The organism is Streptomyces olivaceus, from assembly GCF_000721235.1.
Classification (GTDB): domain Bacteria; phylum Actinomycetota; class Actinomycetes; order Streptomycetales; family Streptomycetaceae; genus Streptomyces; species Streptomyces olivaceus.
This window is the reverse complement of the sequence record NZ_JOFH01000011.1, coordinates 165,508-184,554: the sequence shown is the minus strand read 5'-3', so window position 1 is coordinate 184,554 and position 19,047 is coordinate 165,508. Positions and strand designations below refer to the sequence as shown.

Here is a 19,047-nt window from a genome sequence, read left to right as displayed (position 1 = left end):
GCTACGTGCACAGTGACATCACGGTGACAGGGTGTGGCGACAGGCGGGGTGCGGCTACGATGACCGGCACAAGGACGGGCGGCGCAAGGGAGTCGCCCCCCGGGGCGGTACCGGTCGGTACCGTGCCGAGTCCTGCGGACAGGGGAGGCCCCACGCCGGGGCGAGGAGGGCGGGCCATGGTGCAGAAGGCCAAGATCCTCCTGGTCGATGACCGGCCGGAGAATCTGCTGGCGCTGGAGGCGATCCTCTCGGCGCTCGATCAGACGCTGGTGCGGGCATCGTCCGGGGAGGAAGCGCTCAAAGCGCTGCTCACGGACGACTTCGCGGTCATCCTGCTGGACGTCCAGATGCCGGGCATGGACGGTTTCGAGACCGCCGCGCACATCAAGCGGCGGGAGCGGACCCGGGACATCCCGATCATCTTCCTCACCGCGATCAACCACGGTCCCCACCACACGTTCCGCGGCTACGCGGCGGGCGCGGTGGACTACATCTCCAAGCCGTTCGACCCCTGGGTGCTGCGCGCCAAGGTCTCGGTGTTCGTCGAGCTCTACATGAAGAACTGCCAGCTGCGCGAGCAGGCGTCGCTGCTGCGGCTCCAGTTGGAGGGCAACGACAAGGCGGAGGCCGGCGAGGTCAAGGAGCCGGCGGGGCTGCTCGCCGAGCTGTCGGCGCGGTTGGCCGCCGTGGAGGAGCAGGCGGAGGCCCTCTCCAAGCAGTTGGGCGACGAGTCCACGGACGCGGCCGCGGTGGCGACGGCTGCGCATCTGGAGCGCAAGCTCACCGGGCTGAGGCGGGCGCTGGACGCCCTGGAACCGGGCGCGCCCGGCAGCCAGACCGCCGTCAACTGACAAGGGCCGGACCGCCGTCGACGACACCGGCGGGTGCCGCCCGGCGCCTCGGACCGGCCGGGGAACCGAGAACGGGTCCGGATCGGCCCGGCAACGGGTCCGGATCGGCCCGGCGACTGACGACTGAGCCCCCGACCGGCCCGGGAACCGAAAACGCGGCACGGACCTGCCGGTGAGGGCGGGTCATGGCCCGGGACACAGGCGTCAGTTCCGCTCCCGCGCACCGGCGACACGAACGGGTGAAGCGGTTGGCACACGTGTCGACCGCCGTCTCCCCCGGTAACCTCACACCTATGGCCTCACGTCCCTCCGCAGCCAAGAAGCAGCCCGCGAAGAAGGCGGCCGCTCCCGCGAAGGGACCGGCCAAGAAGGCCGCAGCCAGGAAAGCGCCTGTCAAGAAGGCCCCCGCCAAGAAGGCCGCGGCGAAGAAGCCCGCCCCCAAACCGGCCCCGAGCCCCACCGGTGGAGTCTTCCGGGTGGTCCGTGCGCTCTGGCTCGGCCTGGCGCACGGAGTCGGCGCCGTCTTCCGCGGCGTGGGGCAGGGCGCCAAGAACCTCGACCCGGCCCACCGCAAGGACGGCGTCGCGCTGCTGCTGCTCGGCGTCGCGCTGATCGTCGCTGCGGGCACCTGGGCCGACCTCAAGGGCCCCGTCGGCGACCTCGTCGAGATCCTGGTGACCGGCGCCTTCGGCCGCCTCGACCTGCTGGTGCCGCTGCTGGTCGGCGCCATCGGCGTGCGTCTGATCCGGCACCCGGAGAAGCCCGAGGCCAACGGCCGGATCGTGATCGGCCTGTCCGCGCTCGTCGTCGGCGTCCTCGGCCAGGTGCACATCGCCTGCGGCTCGCCGGCCCGCGGCGAGGGCATGCAGGCGATAAGGGACGCCGGCGGGCTCATCGGCTGGGGTGCGGCGACCCCGCTGTCGTACACGATGACGGACATGCTGGCCGTGCCGCTGCTCGTGCTGCTCACGGTCTTCGGCCTGCTGGTCGTCACCGCCACGCCGGTCAACGCCATCCCGCAGCGGCTGCGGCAGCTCGGGGTGCGGCTGGGCGTGGTCCACGACCCGGAGGCCGACGAGTTCAACGACGACGACGAGCGGTACGAGGAGCAGTGGCGCGAGGCGCTCCCCGCGCGGGGCCGGGCGCGCCGGGCGGCGGCCGACGGGCCGTACGACGCCGACGCGGCCGAGCAGGAGGCGCTGGAGAAGCGCCGCGCAAGGCCCCGCCGGTCCGCCGTGCCGCAGCCCGAGTCGAACCGTTCGATGGACGCCGTGGACGTCGCCGCGGCGGCGGCAGCGGCGCTCGACGGCGCCGTCATGCACGGGATGCCGCCCTCCCCGCTGGTCGCCGGCCTCACCCAGGGCGTGAGCACGGGGGACCGCGAGTCGACGACGCCGACCCCGACGCCCGTACCGGCCGCGCGTCCGCAGCCCGGCAAGCTCAAGAAGGACCCCGCCAAGGCCGCCCCCGAGCCGGAGGCGCCGGCCGGTGGAGTGCCCGACCTCACCAAGACGCCGCTCCCACAGGAGCGGGACCTGCCGCCGCGGGCCGAACAGCTCCAGCTCTCCGGCGACATCACGTACTCCCTGCCGTCCCTGGACGCCCTCACGCGCGGCGGACCGGGCAAGTCGCGCAGCGCCGCCAACGACGCCATAGTCGACTCGCTGACCACCGTCTTCACCGAGTTCAAGGTCGACGCCCGGGTCACCGGCTTCACCCGCGGGCCCACGGTCACGCGCTACGTCGTGGAACTGGGCCCCGCCGTGAAGGTCGAACGGGTCACGGCCCTGACCAAGAACATCGCGTACGCCGTCGCCAGCCCCGACGTGCGGATCATCAGCCCCATCCCCGGCAAGTCCGCGGTCGGCATCGAGATCCCCAACACCGACCGCGAGATGGTCAACCTCGGCGACGTGCTGCGCCTAGCGGAGTCCGCCGAGGACGACGACCCGATGCTCGTCGCCTTCGGCAAGGACGTCGAGGGCGGATACGTCATGGACTCGCTGGCGAAGATGCCGCACATGCTGGTCGCCGGCGCCACCGGCTCCGGCAAGTCGTCCTGCATCAACTGCCTGATCACCTCGATCATGATGCGGGCGACCCCCGAGGACGTCCGGATGATCCTGGTCGACCCCAAGCGCGTCGAGCTGACCGCGTACGAGGGCATCCCGCACCTGATCACGCCGATCATCACCAATCCCAAGCGGGCCGCGGAGGCGCTCCAGTGGGTCGTGCGCGAGATGGACCTGCGCTACGACGACCTCGCCGCCTACGGCTACCGGCACATCGACGACTTCAACCGCGCGGTGCGCGAGGGCAAGGCCAAGCCGCCCGAGGGCAGCGAGCGCGAACTCCAGCCGTACCCGTACCTGCTGGTGATCGTCGACGAGCTGGCCGACCTGATGATGGTGGCGCCGCGCGACGTCGAGGACGCCATCGTCAGGATCACGCAGCTCGCGCGGGCGGCCGGCATCCACCTGGTGCTCGCCACCCAGCGGCCGTCCGTGGACGTCGTCACCGGCCTCATCAAGGCGAACGTCCCCTCGCGCCTCGCCTTCGCCACCTCCTCGCTCGCCGACTCGCGGGTCATCCTCGACCAGCCCGGCGCCGAGAAGCTGATCGGCAAGGGCGACGGCCTCTTCCTGCCGATGGGCGCGAACAAGCCGACCCGTATGCAGGGCGCGTTCGTGACCGAGGAGGAGGTCGCGGTCGTCGTCCAGCACTGCAAGGACCAGATGGCGCCGGTCTTCCGGGACGACGTCACCGTCGGCACCAAGCAGAAGAAGGAGATCGACGAGGACATCGGCGACGACCTCGACCTGCTGTGCCAGGCGGCCGAGCTGGTGGTCTCCACGCAGTTCGGGTCGACCTCCATGCTCCAGCGCAAGCTGCGCGTCGGCTTCGCCAAGGCCGGACGTCTGATGGACCTGATGGAGTCGCGCAGCATCGTCGGGCCGAGCGAAGGCTCAAAGGCTCGTGACGTTCTTGTGAAGCCTGATGAGCTGGACGGCGTGCTTGCCGTGATCCGGGGGGAGTCTGAAGGGTAGGGAACGGCGAGTGAGGGGTTCCGCCGACGGAGGGTCGGGGCGGCCGGCCGGCCGACCGTGACTCACCCGTTAGGGATCATTGAGCAACCGTTTCCTCATGGCGTACGTCAAGTTGAGGGAAACGACAAACAGATAGTCCACCATCGGGGTGCCGGGCCGTTCCGATGGCGTACAAAGTCGTACCGCCCGGTTGCCCCACCCGTTTGCACCCCCCCTAGACTGAACGTCCAGCACAGGCGGCTAAACGCTCGAAAGGCGCCCCCGTGTCCAACGGAAACTCCCCTGAAGACGAGCGTCCGATCGAAGACGTGTCCGACGACGTGTCCGAACACGCCCCCGAAGGCGTCACCGAGGAAGCCCGCCCCTCCGTCGGCAGCGCCCTCCAGCGGGCCCGCGTCGACGCCGGGTTGACCGTCGACGACATCACCACCGCCACCCGCGTCCGGATCGCCATCGTGCACGCCATCGAGGCGGACGACTTCGCCCCCTGCGGCGGCGACGTCTACGCCCGCGGGCACATCCGCACCCTGGCCAAGGCCGTCGGTCTCGACCCGGCCGAGCTGGTCGCGCAGTTCGAGGCCGAGAACGGCGGGCGTCCGGAGCCGACCCCGAGCGCCCCCCTGTTCGAGGCGGAACGCATCCGTCCGGAACGCCGGGGGCCCAACTGGACCGCGGCCATGGTCGCCGCGATCGTCGCGGTGATCGGCTTCGTCGGATTCACGTTCGTCAAGGGCGGCGACAGCGGCGGCAACGAGGCGAGCGTCGCCGAGGGCTCCGAGCCGTCGGCGGGCGCCTCCGCCTCGGCGAGCGCCTCGCCCAAGAAGCCTGCCGACCCCGAGCCGGACCCGAGCGACAGCGCCATCGCCGCCGCGCCCCGCGACAAGGTGACCGTCAAGGTCAGCGCCATCGAAGGACGCAGCTGGATCTCCGCCAAGGACCACAACGGACGGCAGCTCTTCGACGGTACGCTCGCCCAGGGCGCCTCCAAGACCTTCCAGGACAACGAGAAGGTCGACCTCGTCCTCGGCGACGCCGGTGCCATAGAGCTCTACGTCAACGGCAAGAAGATCGAGGACGACTTCCAGCCCGGCTCCGTCGAGCGACTGACGTACACGAAGGGCGACCCGCAGGTCGGATAGCGGATCCGGGGAGCGGGCCGCCACGGGACCGGCCGGGTTCGGCCAACCCCGTCGACGTGGGCCGTCGGCGGGACGAAGTAGTGTTGAGCCCATGCCTGAAAGCCGTACCGTCGCACTCGTCACCCTTGGCTGCGCCCGTAACGAGGTGGACTCGGAGGAGCTCGCAGGCCGTCTGGAGGCGGACGGCTGGAAGCTCGTCGACGACGCCGAGGAAGCGGACGTCGCCGTCGTGAACACGTGCGGCTTCGTCGAGGCCGCCAAGAAGGACTCCGTCGACGCCCTCCTGGAGGCCAACGAGCTCAAGAGCCACGGCAGAACCCAGGCCGTGGTGGCGGTGGGCTGCATGGCCGAGAGGTACGGCAAGGACCTCGCCGACGCCCTCCCGGAGGCCGACGGCGTCCTCGGCTTCGACGACTACGCCGACATCTCCGACCGACTGCAGACCATCCTGGGCGGCGGCATCCACGCCGCCCACACCCCGCGCGACCGGCGCAAGCTGCTGCCGATCAGCCCCGCCGAGCGGCAGGAGGCCGGCGCCGCCGTCGCGCTTCCCGGCCACGGCCCCGCCGACCTCCCCGAGGGTGTCGCCCCCGCCTCCGGACCCCGCGCGCCCCTGCGCCGCCGCCTGGACGGCTCCCCGGTCGCCTCGGTGAAGCTGGCCTCCGGCTGCGACCGGCGCTGCTCCTTCTGCGCCATCCCGTCCTTCCGCGGCTCCTTCATCTCGCGCCGCCCCAGCGACGTGCTGAACGAGACGCGGTGGCTGGCCGAGCAGGGCGTCAAGGAGATCATGCTGGTCTCCGAGAACAACACCTCCTACGGCAAGGACCTCGGCGACATCCGCCTCCTCGAGTCGCTGCTGCCGAACCTCGCCGACGTCGACGGCATCGAGCGCGTGCGCGTCAGCTACCTCCAGCCCGCCGAGATGCGCCCCGGTCTGATCGACGTGCTGACCTCCACCCCGAAGGTCGTGCCCTACTTCGACCTCTCCTTCCAGCACTCCGCGCCGAACGTGCTGCGCGCGATGCGCCGCTTCGGGGACACCGACCGCTTCCTGGAGCTCCTCGACACCATCCGGGGCAAGGCCCCCGAGGCCGGTGCGCGCTCCAACTTCATCGTGGGCTTCCCCGGCGAGTCCGAGGCCGACCTCGCCGAGCTGGAGCGGTTCCTCAACCACGCACGGCTGGACGCCGTCGGCGTCTTCGGGTACTCCGACGAGGAGGGCACCGAGGCGGCCACCTACGGCGACAAGCTGGACGAGGACGTCGTCGCCGAGCGGTTGGCACGTGTCTCCCGCCTGGCCGAGGAACTCGTCTCGCAGCGCGCCGAGGAGCGCGTCGGGGCGACCGTGCGGGTCCTCGTCGAGTCCGTCGACCACTCCGAGGACGGGGACGGCGTGCGGGGCCGCGCGGAGCACCAGGCACCCGAGACGGACGGCCAGGTGCTGCTCACGAGCGGCGAAGGTCTCGTCCCCGGTCGTATGGTCGACGCGAAGGTGGTCGGTACGGAGGGCGTCGACCTGGTGGCCGAACCGCTGCTGGGCTCGCCCGAGTGGAGTGAGGAGGACGCCAGATGACCGGAGTCCCGGCGTCCGCCGCGGGCGGCCCCTCCGGTGCGCGCCGGGCCGGCCCGCGCGGCACCTCGGGCCCGGCCGCGGAACCGGGCGAGTGTACGAGCGCGGGCCCCGCCCCCGGCCGTACCGGGTCCGGACGCGGTGCCGGGACCGGAACGGGTGAAGCCGGACGAGGTGAAGCCGGTCGGGGCGGGACCGAGCCGGGTACGGTGCAGCGGGGTGTCGCGCCGGGCGGTGCGACCGAGGGCGGTGCCGCCGGACGCGGTGGCAAGATCGCGGCCGCCGCGGTCAACCAGGCGAGCGTGTGGAACGTCGCCAACCTCCTGACGATGCTCCGGCTGCTCCTCGTGCCGGCCTTCGTCGCGCTGATGCTGGGCAACGGCGGGTACGACCCGGCCTGGCGCTCGTTCGCCTGGGCCGCCTTCGCCGTCGCCATGATCACCGACCTCTTCGACGGCCATCTGGCGCGCACCTACAACCTCGTCACCGACTTCGGGAAGATCGCCGACCCCATCGCCGACAAGGCGATCATGGGTGCGGCGCTCATCTGCCTCTCCGCGCTGGGCGACCTGCCGTGGTGGGTGACGGCCGTCATCCTCGGCCGGGAACTCGGGATCACCGTGCTGCGTTTCGTGGTCATCCGGTACGGCGTCATCCCCGCGAGCCGCGGTGGCAAGCTGAAGACCCTCACCCAGGGCGTGGCCGTCGGGATGTACGTCCTGGCGCTGACGGGACCCCTGGCGACGCTGAGGTTCTGGGTGATGGCGGCGGCGGTCGTCCTGACCGTGGTGACCGGTCTCGACTATGTGAAGCAGGCCATTGTGCTGCGCCGCCGGGGAATCGCCGAACGCAGAGCGGCGTTGAAGGAGGCGGACGGTTGAGTTCCACGGCCGTCGACGTGGTCGGACTACTCACGGTCAGGGGCGAGACCCTCGCGGTCGCCGAGTCGCTGACCGGCGGCCTGGTGGCGGCGGAGCTCACGGAGGTCCCCGGGGCGTCCAAGGCCTTCCGGGGTTCGGTGACCGCGTACGCGACGGAGCTGAAGCGGGACGTCCTCGGCGTCGACCCCGCACTGCTCGCGGCACGTGGAGCGGTGGACGCGCAGGTCGCGGCCCAGATGGCGGCGGGCGTACGCAGAGCGCTGGGCGCCGACTGGGGTATCGCGACGACCGGGGTAGCCGGTCCGGAGCCGCAGGACGGGCAGCCCGTGGGCACGGTGTTCGTGGCCGTCGACGGGCCTCACGGGGCGGACAGAGGTTCCGCCTATGGCGGAAAAGTGGAGGCACTGCGGTTGAACGGCGACCGCGCGGAAATCCGTATGGAGAGTGTACGGAGCGTACTCGCGCTCCTCCTGAAGGGGCTTGCGAGCGAACAGACTGGGAATGAGCCGGCACAGGATACGGAACGGAACGGGGGGTTTTGATGTTTGCAGCCCTGAGTGAACACGACATCGCTCCCCGCACGGCCGCGGCGCGAGGCGGTACGGTGGGGCGTGAAGGATGCGGTTACACGGTCCGAGGAGGGAGCCACCGATGATTCTGCTCCGTCGCCTGCTGGGTGACGTGCTGCGTCGGCAGCGCCAGCGCCAGGGCCGTACTCTGCGCGAAGTCTCCTCGTCCGCCCGAGTCTCACTCGGCTATCTCTCCGAGGTGGAGCGGGGGCAGAAGGAGGCTTCTTCCGAACTGCTCTCCGCCATCTGCGACGCGCTGGACGTACGGATGTCCGAGCTCATGCGGGAAGTGAGCGACGAACTCGCCCTCGCCGAGCTGGCGCGGTCCGCCGCGGCGACGCCCAACGAGACCGTGCCGGCCCCGGTGCGCTCGATGCTGGGTTCCGTCTCGGTGGCCGGTGTGCCACCGGAACGGGTGACCATCAAGGCGCCCGCCGAGGCAGTGGACGTCGTCGCGGCCTGAGCGCCCGAGAACGTGTGCGTGTGAGGCCCCGCCCGGGGCTTCTCCGGGAAGACCGGAGAGGCGCGGGCGGGGCCTTCGCCTGTCCGGGCGCAGCCGCCAACCGCTCGGGCGCCGGTTGCCGGTCCGGTGCGGTGCGGTCATCGTGGGGAGAGAGGGCCGGGGGCCGAACCGCCGGAGGTGTGGATGTACGTCGTGAAGAGCCCGTTGTCCGATGCGGACCTGAAGACCGTCTCCGAGGCGTTGCAGGGCGCTCTCGCCGACCTCGTGGACCTGGGCCTGGTGGCGAAGCAGATCCACTGGAACGTGGTCGGCCCGCGCTTCCGCTCCGTGCACCTCCAACTCGACGAACTCGTCGACACCGCGCGCACCTACTCGGACACCGTGGCGGAGCGTGCCTCGGCGCTCGGTGTGTCGCCGGACGGGCGGGCCGCGACGGTGGCCGTCGGCAGTGGCATCGACGTGACCCCCGAGGGCTGGGTCGACGACACCACCGCCGTCCAGACGATCGTGGACGCGCTGGGCGTGATGATCGCGCGGATGCGCGAGCGGATCACCGCGACCGGGGACCCCGATCCGGTGAGCCAGGACATCTTCATCCAGGTCACGGCCGAACTCGAGAAGCAGCACTGGATGTTCCAGGCCGGGAACGGATGACACGGCATGGAGCCCGCGCGGGCGGCTCGCCGGGCGGTCGCGCTGGGCCTCGGCGGTCTGTGGTGGTGGGCCGTGCTCCGGCTGGCCCTGGAACCCGGAGCCGGGGTGATCGAAGGAGCGGTGGCGGTCGGCGGCTGGGGGCTGAGCGTGCTGCCGGTGCACTGTGCGCCCCGTCGCCGGGCCCGGGGAGCGCTGGAGGCGGGACGGTGGCGACGGGCCCTGCGCACGGCGGCGCGGGGTCCGGGGCCGGTCGGCTCGGACGGTCATGACGGCACGGTCGGAGCGAACGGCCCGACCGGCCGGGGCGGGTCTGCGGATCGGCCGGGGTCTGCGAAGCGGCCATGAGCTCGCGGCCCGTCGATGCTCGACGGGTGCGGTGCGGTGCGGTGCGGTGCGGTGCGGTGCGGTGCGGTGCGGTGCGGCGGGAGCGGGAGCGGGAGCCGGTGCCGGTGGGGTCTCAGCTCCGCGTTCGCGTGGCCGAGGAGCCGCGCGAACGCGGAGCGGGTCCGGCCTGGCAGGTGGGGCACCAGAAGGTGGGGCGCTCGCGGGAGCCGTCGCCCTGGTCGGCCACGCGCACCGGTGTGCCGCAGCGCAGGCAGGGCCGGGGCGCCCGGCCGTACACGAACAGGTCCTGGCCGCGCAGGCCCGTCGTACGGCGGACCGGGCGTTCACGGTTGGCCTCCAGGAGCTTCTGCGCGAGTGCGGGAAGCTGCGTGGCCCGGTCGGCGGGCAGCTCACCCACGGGGAGCCAGGGAGTGACACCGAGCAGGAAGCAGAGCTCGCTCTTGTAGACGTTGCCGACACCGGCGAGATTGCGCTGGTCGAGCAGGGCCTCGCCGACGGACCGGCCCGGGTCCGCGCGCAGGTTGCCGAGCGCGCGTACGGGGTCCCAGTCGGGGCCCAGCAGGTCCGGGCCGAGGTGGCCGACGACGCGCTGCTCGTCGGCGGTGCGCAGGATCTCCAGCACCGGGAGGCGGTAGCCGACGGCCGTGCGGTCGGCGGTGGCGAGAATCACCCTGATCTGGTGCGCCGGGCCGCCCCTCCAGCGCTGACCGGGTGCGAACACCTTCCAGGAACCGTCCATGCGCAGGTGCGAGTGCACCGTCAGGCCGCCCTCGACGCGGGTGAGCAGATGCTTGCCGCGCGGGGTGACGTCCAGGACGGCGCGACCGGTGAGGTCGGCCGTCGCGTACCGGGGCACGCGGAAGTCGCTGCGGGTCAGGACCTTGCCCGCGAGGGCGTCGTGCAACCGCCGCGCCGCCTGCCAGACCGTGTCACCTTCGGGCATGGCTCAAGGGTGACAGGCTCACGCCCTGATCCGCAGACCACGCGGGGTGGCGATGAAACCGGCCTCCTCCAGCAGGGGCCCGAAAGGTGACGTCAGGGCCGCCTCGCCGTTGACACGCTCCACGGTGACCGTGCCGAGCGAACCCGCCCGGGCGGCTGCCGCGAGCGCCTCCGTGGCGGCCCGCAGCCGCGGGTCCTCGGCGGGGAGGGCGTCGGGGTCCGAGGGCCACAGCAGCAGTGTCTTTCCGCCGCGCTCCATGTAGAGCGCGGGTTCACCCTCGACGAGCACCACCAGGGAGCCCGCCTTGCGGCCGGGCTTGTGCGTGGCGCCCGCCGGGGGCTCGGGCCAGGGGAGGGCCGCGCCGTAGGAGTTCGCCGGGTCGGCGGCGGCCAGGACGAGGGCCTGCGGACCCTCGGCGGGACGGCCCCGGCGGCCGGGGTGGCCGGTGTCGTACGGGCCGCGCCAACCGCCGAAGCCACCCTGGGCCCCGCCTCCGCGCGGACCGCCTGCGCCCGGCTCCGCGTAGTCCCGCGGCGAGATGTAGTCCCCGCGGGACGGGGACCGGCCCAGGCCGTGTGGATCCGAGGAGCCGTCGGGATCGGGGAAGTCGGGGAAGCCGTCGGGGTCCGCAGCACCCCCGGCACCCGGGAAGCCGTCGCCGTAAGGGAAGCCGTCGTCGTAAGGGTCCGGCTCGTGGTGGCCGCCGGGTCCGGCCGGGGGCCCGGAACCGGTCGGGGCCGCCCCGGGGCCGCCGCCGGTGGCCCCCGTCCGGCCGGACCGTCCGTCACCGCGCTCGCGGGCGTTCGCCACCGCGCGCAGGCGGTCCACGGCGCCCTCCATGGCGAACTGCGCCGCGCCGAGCCCCTCCACGACATAGCCGCGCCGGGCCTGCCCGCTCTCCTCCATCGCGGCCAGGATCCGGTACACCGCGGAGAAACCCCCTTCGACGCCCTCCGCGCCCACGGCACCGCGGGTCACCACGCCGTGCCGGTCGAGGAGCGCCCGGGCCAGGGCGTGCGCCCGCACCGTGGCGTCATCCTCCCGGGCAGGCAGCAGCGACCAGCGGCCCGCGACGGTCGGCGGACCCGTACGGGACGCCGGACGGGCGGCTGCCGTCAGCGAGCCGTACCGTCCGCGGGGCACCGCGCGCCTGGCACGGTGGGCGGTCGAGCCCGCGGTGCGACCCGAGCCCAGCAGCGAGCGCAGGGGTGCGAGCGTGTCGTTGGTCAGCCGTCCGGACCAGGCCAGGTCCCACAGGGCATCGGCCAGCTGCGGATCGGTGGCGTCCGGGTGGGTGGTGGCACGGACCTGGTCGGCGATCTGCCGGAAGAAGAGGCCGTAGCCGCCCGAGAGAGCGGTCAGCACGGATTCGTGCAGGGCCGTCGTCTCCAGGGGGTGCGGGGGCGGCAGCAGCAGCGGGGCCGCGTCCGCCAGGTACAGCGAGACCCAGCCGTCCTTGCCGGGCAGCGAGCCGGCTCCGGCCCACACCACCTCACCTGCGGCCGTCAGCTCGTCCAGCATCGCCGGGTTGTAGTGCGCGACCCGGGAGGGCAGGACCAGCTTCTCCAGGGCGGAGGCGGGCACCGACGCGCCCTGCAACTGCTCCACCGCGCGCACCAGCCCGTCGACACCGCGCAGGGTGTGCCCCTTGCCGAGGTGCTGCCACTGGGGCAGGAACTGGCCCAGCGCGGCCGGTGGCACCGGCTCCAGCTCGTGCCGGAGGGCGGCCAGGGAACGTCGGCGCAGCCTGCGCAGCACGGTCGCGTCGCACCACTCCTGGCCGATGCCGGCCGGATGGAACTCGCCCTGGACGACCCGGCCCGCCGCGGCGAGCCGCTGCAGGGCGCCCTCGGTGACCGCCACGCCCAGCCCGAAGCGGGCCGCCGCGGTGACCGACGTGAAGGGGCCGTGGGTGCGGGCATGGCGGGCGAGGAGGTCGCCGAGCGGGTCCTTGACCGGCTCGGTGAAGGCCTCGGGCACACCGACCGGCAGCGCCGTGCCCAGCGCGTCGCGCAGCCGGCCCGCGTCCTCGATCGCCGCCCAGTGCTCCGCGCCGGCGATCCGCACGCCGATCGCGCGGCGGGCCGCCGCCAGCTCCGGCGCCCACTGCGGCTCGGCGCCCCGCTCGGCCAGCTCCGCGTCCGTGAGCGGGCCGAGCAGCCGCAGCAGATCGGCGACGCCTTCCGGGTCCTTGACGCGACGGTCCTCGGTGAGCCACTGCAGCTCGCGCTCCAGCTCGGTCAGCACCTCCGCGTCGAGCAGCTCCCGCAGCTCCGCCTGGCCGAGCAACTCGGCCAGCAGCCGCGAGTCCAGGGAGAGGGCGGCGGCGCGGCGCTCGGCGAGCGGCGAGTCCCCCTCGTACAGGAACTGCGCGACGTAGCCGAAGAGCAGCGAGCGGGCGAACGGGGACGGCTCCGGGGTGGTGACCTCGACCAGGCGCACCCTGCGGGACTCCACGTCGCCCATCAGCTCGACCAGGCCGGGCACGTCGAAGACGTCCTGCAGGCACTCGCGGATCGCCTCCAGCACGATCGGGAACGAGCCGTACTCGCTCGCCACCTCCAGGAGCTGCGCGGCGCGCTGCCGCTGCTGCCACAGCGGAGTGCGCCTGCCGGGACTGCGGCGCGGCAGCAGCAGCGCGCGGGCGGCGCACTCGCGGAAGCGGGACGCGAATAGCGCCGAACCGCCCACCTGGTCGGTGACCACCCGGTCGACCTCGCCCTTGTCGAAGACGACGTCGGCCGCGCCCACGGGCGCCTTCTCCGCGTCGTACTCCAGGCCGGGCTTCGCGGGGTCCTGGTCGAGGAAGTCCAGGCCCATGAGGTCGGCGTCCGGCAGGCGCAGCACGATGCCGTCGTCGGCGTGCATCACCTGGGCGTCCATGCCGTACCGCTCGGTCAGGCGGGCGCCGAGGGCGAGGGCCCAGGGAGCGTGGACCTGGGCGCCGAAGGGGGAGTGGACCACGACCCGCCAGTCGCCCAGCTCGTCCCGGAAGCGCTCGACGACGATCGTGCGGTCGTCGGGGACATGACCGCAGGCCTCGCGCTGCTCGTCGAGGTAGGCCAGTACGTTGTCCGCGGCCCAGGCGTCCAGACCCGCGGTCACCAGACGCAGCCGCGCGTCCTCCGCGGACAGGGAGCCGACCTCGCGCAGGAACGCTCCCAGCGCCCGCCCCAGCTCCAGCGGGCGGCCCAGCTGGTCGCCCTTCCAGAACGGCAGCCTGCCCGGCACACCGGGCGCCGGCGAGACCAGGACCCGGTCGCGCGTGATGTCCTCGATCCGCCAGGAACTGGTGCCGAGCGTGAAGACGTCGCCCACACGGGACTCGTACACCATCTCCTCGTCCAGCTCGCCGACCCGGCCACCGCCCTTCTTCGGATCGGCACCGGCGAGGAACACGCCGAACAGCCCGCGGTCGGGGATCGTGCCCCCGGACGTGACGGCGAGCCGCTGCGCCCCCGGACGGCCGGTGACCGTGCCGGCGACCCGGTCCCACACCACGCGCGGGCGCAGCTCGGCGAAGGCGTCGGAGGGATAGCGGCCCGCGAGCATGTCCAGGACGGCAGTGAAGGCCGACTCCGGGAGGGAGGCGAACGGGGCGGCACGGCGGACGGTGGCCAGGAGGTCGTCGACCTGCCAGGTGTCCAGCGCGGTCATCGCCACCACCTGCTGGGCCAGTACGTCCAGCGGGTTGGCCGGGATCCTGAGGGCCTCGATGGCGCCGCTGCGCATCCGCTCGGTGACCACGGCCGACTGCACGAGGTCGCCGCGGTACTTGGGGAAGACCACGCCCGTGGAGACCGCACCGACCTGGTGACCCGCGCGGCCGACGCGCTGGAGGCCGGAGGCCACGGAGGGCGGCGACTCCACCTGGACGACCAGGTCGACGGCGCCCATGTCGATGCCCAGCTCCAGACTCGAGGTGGCGACCACCGCTGGCAGGCGGCCCGCCTTGAGGTCCTCCTCCACGACGGCGCGCTGCTCCTTGGAGACCGAGCCGTGGTGGGCGCGGGCGATCACGGGCGGCGCGCCCTGGGCGGCGCCCGAGCCGCCCATCAGCTCGGCGGGGGAGTGGTGCTCGTCCAGGGGCTCGCCGGTCGCGCGTTCGTACGCGATCTCGTTGAGCCGGTTGCACAGGCGCTCCGCCAGCCGACGGGAGTTGGCGAAGACGATGGTGGAGCGGTGCGACTGGACGAGGTCGGTGATCCGCTCCTCGACGTGCGGCCAGATCGACGGTCGCTCCGCGCCCTCGTTGCCGTCCGCGACCGGGGAGCCGCCCAGCTCGCCCAGGTCCTCCACCGGGACGACGACCGACAGGTCGAACTCCTTGCCCGACTCCGGCTGGACGATCTCGACCCTGCCGCGCGGGGCGAGGAACCGGGCGACCTCGTCCACCGGGCGGACCGTCGCCGACAGCCCGATGCGGCGGGCCGGCTTCGGCAGCAGCTCGTCCAGCCGCTCCAGGGTGAGCGCGAGGTGGGCGCCGCGCTTGGTCCCCGCGACCGCGTGCACCTCGTCGAGGATCACCGTCTCGATGCCGGTCAGCGCCTCGCGCGTGGCCGAGGTCAGCATCAGGAACAGCGACTCCGGCGTGGTGATCAGGATGTCCGGCGGCCGGGTGGACAGGGCGCGGCGCTCGGCGGCCGGGGTGTCGCCGGAGCGGATGCCGACCTTGACCTCGGGCTCGGGCAGGCCGAGCCGTACGGACTCCTGGCGGATGCCGGTCAGCGGGCTGCGGAGATTGCGCTCGACGTCGACGGCCAGGGCCTTGAGCGGAGAGACGTACAGGACGCGGCAGCGCTTCTTGGGGTCGGCGGGCGGGGGCGTCGAGGTCAGCTGGTCCAGGGCGGCGAGGAAGGCGGCCAGCGTCTTGCCGGAGCCGGTGGGGGCGACCACCAGGACGTCCGAGCCCGCCGAGATGGCCTGCCACGCGCCGGCCTGGGCGGAGGTGGGCGCGGAGAACGCCCCCGTGAACCAGCCGCGGGTCGCGGGGGAGAAGCCGTCCAGGGCTCGGTGTGCGGAGCTGACCATGAATCCATCGTGCACCCCGCCACTGACAATCGGCCTGGACAGGCACGACGGCCGGGCGGGGCGAGGGCCCGCCGGGTCGTCGGAGAAGCCGGTGTGAAGGTGGCGGACGTGGCGGAGGGAGCCCGCGCCGGCGGGCGGGCGCGGAGGAGAGCCGGCGTGCGGGTGTCCGAGAGGAGCCCGTGGCGGGTGACGGACAATGGGGGTATGGCGGGAACGGACGAGCGGGCGCGGCACTGGCGGTACGCGGAGCTGCCCGATGTCGACCTGCTCCGGGCCAAGTACATACGCAAGACCTTCGTCCGCCACACCCACGAGCACTTCGTCATCGCCGCCATCGCCGACGGCGCGGAGATTTTTCACCACGGCGGCAGCGACCAGTACGCCGGCGCGGGCTCCCTCGCCCTCGTCAACCCGGACACCCCGCACACGGGCCGGGCCGGAGTGCCGGAGGGTTGGCGTTACGGGGCCGTCTATCCCGCGCCCGAGCTGGTGGCCGGGATCGCGGCGGAGACGACGACGCTGCGCGGGACCCCCGGCTTCGTCCGGCCGGTGCTCGACGATCCGTACACCGTCGAACTGGTGCACCGCGTGCTGCGGGCCGCCGACGAGGGGAACGCGCTCGCCGCCGACACGCTGCTGAGAGTGGCCGTGACCCGGCTGCTGCGGCTCAACGGCGGTCCGCTGCCCCGGCGCAGGGTGCGGACGGCCGGTGCCGGGGCAGCGGCACGCGCGCGTGCCGCGCTGGAGGAGCGGATGGCCGACCCGCCGAGCCTCGAGCGGCTCGCTGCGGAGCTCGGGAGCAGCCCGTTCGCGCTGCTGCGGGCCTTCCGGGACGCCTACGGCATGCCGCCCCACAGCTGGCTGACGGACGCCCGGGTGCGCCGCGCGCGGCGACTGCTCGACGCCGGCACGGCACCGGCCGATGCCGCCGTCGCCGTGGGGTTCACCGACCAGCCGCACCTGAACCGGCACTTCGCGCGGATCGTGGGCGTGCCGCCCGGCGCCTACCAGCGGGAGCGCAAGAACGTACAAGACGCGCGGCGCCGGTCGCGCCTACCGTCCCGGGCGTGACTGAACGAACAGCCCTCCCCGAGGCGGACACCGCCGAGGACAAGCCCGACTCCGCCGTCGTGCGGGACGCCCTGGGGGTCGGAGTCGCCGTCGGACTGTCCGGGTTCGCCTTCGGGGTGACCTCGGCCGGCAGCGGACTGACCCTGGCGCAGACGTGCGCGCTCAGCCTCCTGGTGTTCACCGGAGCGTCCCAGTTCGCGCTCGTCGGGGCGCTCGCGGCCGGCGGCAACCCGCTCACCGCGGCGGCGGGAGCCTTCTTCCTGGGCGTGCGCAACGCGTTCTACGGGCTGCGCCTGTCGCAGCTGCTCGCCCTCCCGCGCGCGGTGCGGCCGTTCGCCGCGCAGTGGGTCATCGACGAGACGACGGCCGTGGCCCTGGCACAGCCCACCCGGCGCGCCGTCCGCATCGGGTTCACCGTCACCGGACTCACCCTGTACCTGCTGTGGAACGCCACCACACTGCTCGGCGCGCTGGGCGCCGAGGCCATCGGCGACACCGACGCCTGGGGGCTCGACGCGGCCGGCCCCGCCGTCTTCCTGGCCCTGCTGGCACCGATGCTGACGACCGCCACCGAGCGCGCGGTCGCCGCCCTGGCCGTCCTCCTGGGGCTCGGCCTGCTGCCCGTCCTGCCCGCCGGGGTACCCGTCCTGGTGGCCGCGCTGGCGGCACCGCTCGTCCTGTGGGCACGCGGACGCCGCGCGGAGGCTGCCCACCAGGGCGGCGAGGGACACGAGGCTCCCACGGGCGAGGAGCGACGATGAACGTCTGGATCGCCATCGCCGCGACCGCGGTCGGCTGCTACGCCGTGAAGCTCGCCGGACTGCTCGTGCCCGCGGGTGCCCTGGAACGACCGCTGGTCCGGCGCCTCGCCGCCCTGCTGCCCGTCGCCCTCCTCGCGGCGCTCACCGCCCAGCAGACCTTCGCCGACGGGCGGGCACTGGTACTGGACGCGCGGGCCGCAGGGGTCGCCGCGGCCGCCGTGGCGCTGCTGCTGCGCGCGCCGTTCCTCCTCGTCGTGGCGGCGGCTGTGGTGGTCACGGCGGGCGTACGGGCCATGGGCGGCTGAAGGAGGCCCCGCGCCGGCACCTGGGCGGGGCGGCCGGTCAGCCGATGTGACGGCCGTACGCGCGGAGCGTGCGCAGTGCCTCGACGGTCACCGCCGGGCGGGCCTCCAGAGCGGGAGCGGGCGCCCAGTGCCGCCACCGCACGGGCCAGCCGCCGTCGGCGTCCTGCTCGGCGGCGAGGAAGTCGAGGGAGCGCGCCATCTCCTCGTCCGTGAACCACGCGCGCGCGAGGGAACGCGGGTCCACCGCGTAGTCGTGCGGGAAGTGGTGCTCGCCGGGCGCGTAACCGGGGGAGACCGGGTGGGCGCCGAGGTCGTCCGGGTCCAGCACCGCGAGGCGTCGCTCGCGCACCAGGCGGCCCAGCCGGTCGGCCGCCGCCTGCGCGCGGGGACGGTCGGGGACGGCGTCCAGGAAGGTCACGGCGGCCTCGACCTCGTACGGGTGCGAGTCCTCCAGCGATTCGATCGCCTGCCAGCAGAAGTCCGTGGCGCGGAACAACCAGGCGTGCCACACCTCGTTGCGGTGCAGCAGACCGGCCACCGGGCCGGTGGCGAGGAGTTCGCCACCGGGGTCGTCCACGACCGGTACGAAGGGCGCGGTCGGATACCCGCGCTGGCTGGGAAGGACCGCCGGCAGGGCACCGTCCGGGGCCGACGCGGAGGTCAGATAGCGGCAGATCCGCTCGGTCCGCTGTCCGCCGCAGCGCGCCACGGCGTCCAGAATCCGCAGGGCGCGCGCGGTGTGCAGCGGCTGGCTGGCCGGACCGCGCAGATCGGGCTCCAGGGCGTGGCCGTAGCCGCCGTCCTCGTTGCGGTAGGCGTCCAGCGCGGTCTCCACCGGGTCCGGGTCCCCGCCGCGGAAGTGGTGGGCGAAGAGGCGCTGCTCCAGTACGCGCGCCGTGAGCCAGACGAACCGCTCCGCGCGCGCGAGCGGCGCGTCGTGCTCCGCGCGGGGAGAGGGTGGGCGGCGCTCCGCGCCCGGGAGCGGTGGGCGGTGCTCCGGGCGCGGGTGCGGTGTGTCCGGCGCGGGCGTGGGACCCGCGAGAGGCGGGGGACCCGTGTGTGGGAGTGCGGAAGCTCCGGTTTCGGCCATGGCACAGACCGTAGGGCGCCGGGCGGCCCCGGCGCCCGGTCCCGGGTCGGGGCCCACTCCCAGGGGCGGGATACTGGTGTCATGCGGTTGACGGTCTTCTGGGAGCGGATGACGGATCACTTCGGTCCGGGGTACGCCGACACCTTCGCGCGCGACCACGTGATGGCGGAGCTGGGCGGGCGTACGGTGCACGAGGCGCTGGACGCCGGCTGGGACGCCAAGGAAGTGTGGCGGGCGGTCTGCACGGTCATGGACGTACCGGGGGAGCTGCGGTGACGTTCGACGAAGATCACCGGACCGGACCCGTGTGTCGGTGGCGTGGGCGAG

Annotated in this window: 16 protein-coding genes; 13 read left to right on the top strand and 3 right to left on the bottom strand. The window is 73.4% G+C overall.

What is annotated here, in order from left to right; genetic code table 11:
- Window positions 1-176: 176 nt before the first annotated feature.
- The 9 genes from IG94_RS0114430 (at window position 177) to IG94_RS43485 (ending at window position 9,519) form a co-directional block, all read left to right on the top strand.
- The gene (locus IG94_RS0114430; protein WP_031035522.1) at window positions 177-851 is read left to right on the top strand and encodes a response regulator; all 675 of its coding nucleotides are present in this window, start codon (window positions 177-179) and stop codon (window positions 849-851) included.
- 293 nt (window positions 852-1,144) lie between these two features.
- Window positions 1,145-3,898 carry a DNA translocase FtsK gene (locus IG94_RS0114425; RefSeq protein ID WP_031035519.1) on the top strand — a complete coding sequence of 918 codons (2,754 nt, stop codon included), beginning with the start codon at window positions 1,145-1,147 and terminating at the stop codon, window positions 3,896-3,898.
- Between the two features lie 263 nt (window positions 3,899-4,161).
- On the top strand, window positions 4,162-5,037 hold the full coding sequence (locus IG94_RS0114420; protein WP_031035517.1) for a helix-turn-helix domain-containing protein: 876 nt from the start codon (window positions 4,162-4,164) through the stop codon (window positions 5,035-5,037).
- Window positions 5,038-5,128: 91 nt separating this feature from the next.
- Complete coding sequence (gene rimO / locus IG94_RS0114415) at window positions 5,129-6,610, top strand: 30S ribosomal protein S12 methylthiotransferase RimO (protein WP_031035515.1); 1,482 nt, start codon at window positions 5,129-5,131, stop codon at window positions 6,608-6,610.
- Window positions 6,607-7,488, top strand: coding sequence for a CDP-diacylglycerol--glycerol-3-phosphate 3-phosphatidyltransferase (gene pgsA, locus IG94_RS0114410; protein ID WP_031035512.1), 882 nt, complete (start codon window positions 6,607-6,609; stop codon window positions 7,486-7,488). Before rimO ends, pgsA begins: the two co-directional genes overlap by 4 nt.
- Complete coding sequence (locus IG94_RS0114405) at window positions 7,485-8,030, top strand: CinA family protein (RefSeq protein ID WP_031035509.1); 546 nt, start codon at window positions 7,485-7,487, stop codon at window positions 8,028-8,030. The genes pgsA and IG94_RS0114405 overlap by 4 nt, the downstream gene beginning before the upstream one ends.
- Before the next feature lie 109 nt (window positions 8,031-8,139).
- A complete protein-coding gene (locus tag IG94_RS0114400) occupies window positions 8,140-8,520 on the top strand; it encodes a helix-turn-helix domain-containing protein (protein WP_031035507.1) in 381 nt (126 codons plus the stop codon).
- A gap of 183 nt (window positions 8,521-8,703) precedes the next feature.
- Complete coding sequence (locus IG94_RS0114395) at window positions 8,704-9,174, top strand: Dps family protein (protein ID WP_031035504.1); 471 nt, start codon at window positions 8,704-8,706, stop codon at window positions 9,172-9,174.
- Window positions 9,175-9,180: 6 nt separating this feature from the next.
- A complete protein-coding gene (locus tag IG94_RS43485) occupies window positions 9,181-9,519 on the top strand; it encodes a hypothetical protein (protein WP_078892297.1) in 339 nt (112 codons plus the stop codon).
- Between the two features lie 112 nt (window positions 9,520-9,631).
- Here the strand turns inward: IG94_RS43485 and IG94_RS0114390 are convergent, their stop codons facing one another.
- Together IG94_RS0114390 and IG94_RS0114385 are read right to left on the bottom strand one after the other, a co-directional pair.
- Entirely contained in the window at window positions 9,632-10,462 is an 831-nt protein-coding gene (locus IG94_RS0114390; protein WP_031035502.1) for an Fpg/Nei family DNA glycosylase, read from the bottom strand.
- Window positions 10,463-10,480: 18 nt separating this feature from the next.
- On the bottom strand, window positions 10,481-15,493 hold the full coding sequence (locus IG94_RS0114385; RefSeq protein ID WP_031035501.1) for an ATP-dependent helicase: 5,013 nt from the start codon (window positions 15,491-15,493) through the stop codon (window positions 10,481-10,483).
- Window positions 15,494-15,697: 204 nt separating this feature from the next.
- Here IG94_RS0114385 and IG94_RS0114380 point away from each other — a divergent pair, with 204 nt between their 5' ends.
- The 3 genes from IG94_RS0114380 to IG94_RS0114370 are packed head-to-tail and all read left to right on the top strand — an operon-like array spanning window position 15,698 to window position 17,630.
- Window positions 15,698-16,564, top strand: coding sequence for an AraC family transcriptional regulator (locus IG94_RS0114380; protein WP_031035498.1), 867 nt, complete (start codon window positions 15,698-15,700; stop codon window positions 16,562-16,564).
- A complete protein-coding gene (locus tag IG94_RS0114375) occupies window positions 16,561-17,325 on the top strand; it encodes an AzlC family ABC transporter permease (protein WP_031035496.1) in 765 nt (254 codons plus the stop codon). The genes IG94_RS0114380 and IG94_RS0114375 overlap by 4 nt, the downstream gene beginning before the upstream one ends.
- Window positions 17,322-17,630 (top strand): AzlD domain-containing protein, encoded by a 309-nt coding sequence (locus tag IG94_RS0114370; RefSeq protein ID WP_031035494.1) that lies wholly within the window; start codon window positions 17,322-17,324, stop codon window positions 17,628-17,630. The genes IG94_RS0114375 and IG94_RS0114370 overlap by 4 nt, the downstream gene beginning before the upstream one ends.
- Window positions 17,631-17,667: 37 nt before the next feature.
- Here the strand turns inward: IG94_RS0114370 and IG94_RS0114365 are convergent, their stop codons facing one another.
- On the bottom strand, window positions 17,668-18,720 hold the full coding sequence (locus IG94_RS0114365) for a hypothetical protein (protein ID WP_224326531.1): 1,053 nt from the start codon (window positions 18,718-18,720) through the stop codon (window positions 17,668-17,670).
- Window positions 18,721-18,801: 81 nt separating this feature from the next.
- On the opposite strand from IG94_RS0114365, the gene IG94_RS0114360 reads away from it, so the two are divergent.
- The gene (locus IG94_RS0114360; protein ID WP_031035489.1) at window positions 18,802-18,996 is read left to right on the top strand and encodes a DUF3046 domain-containing protein; all 195 of its coding nucleotides are present in this window, start codon (window positions 18,802-18,804) and stop codon (window positions 18,994-18,996) included.
- Window positions 18,997-19,047 lie beyond the last annotated feature (51 nt).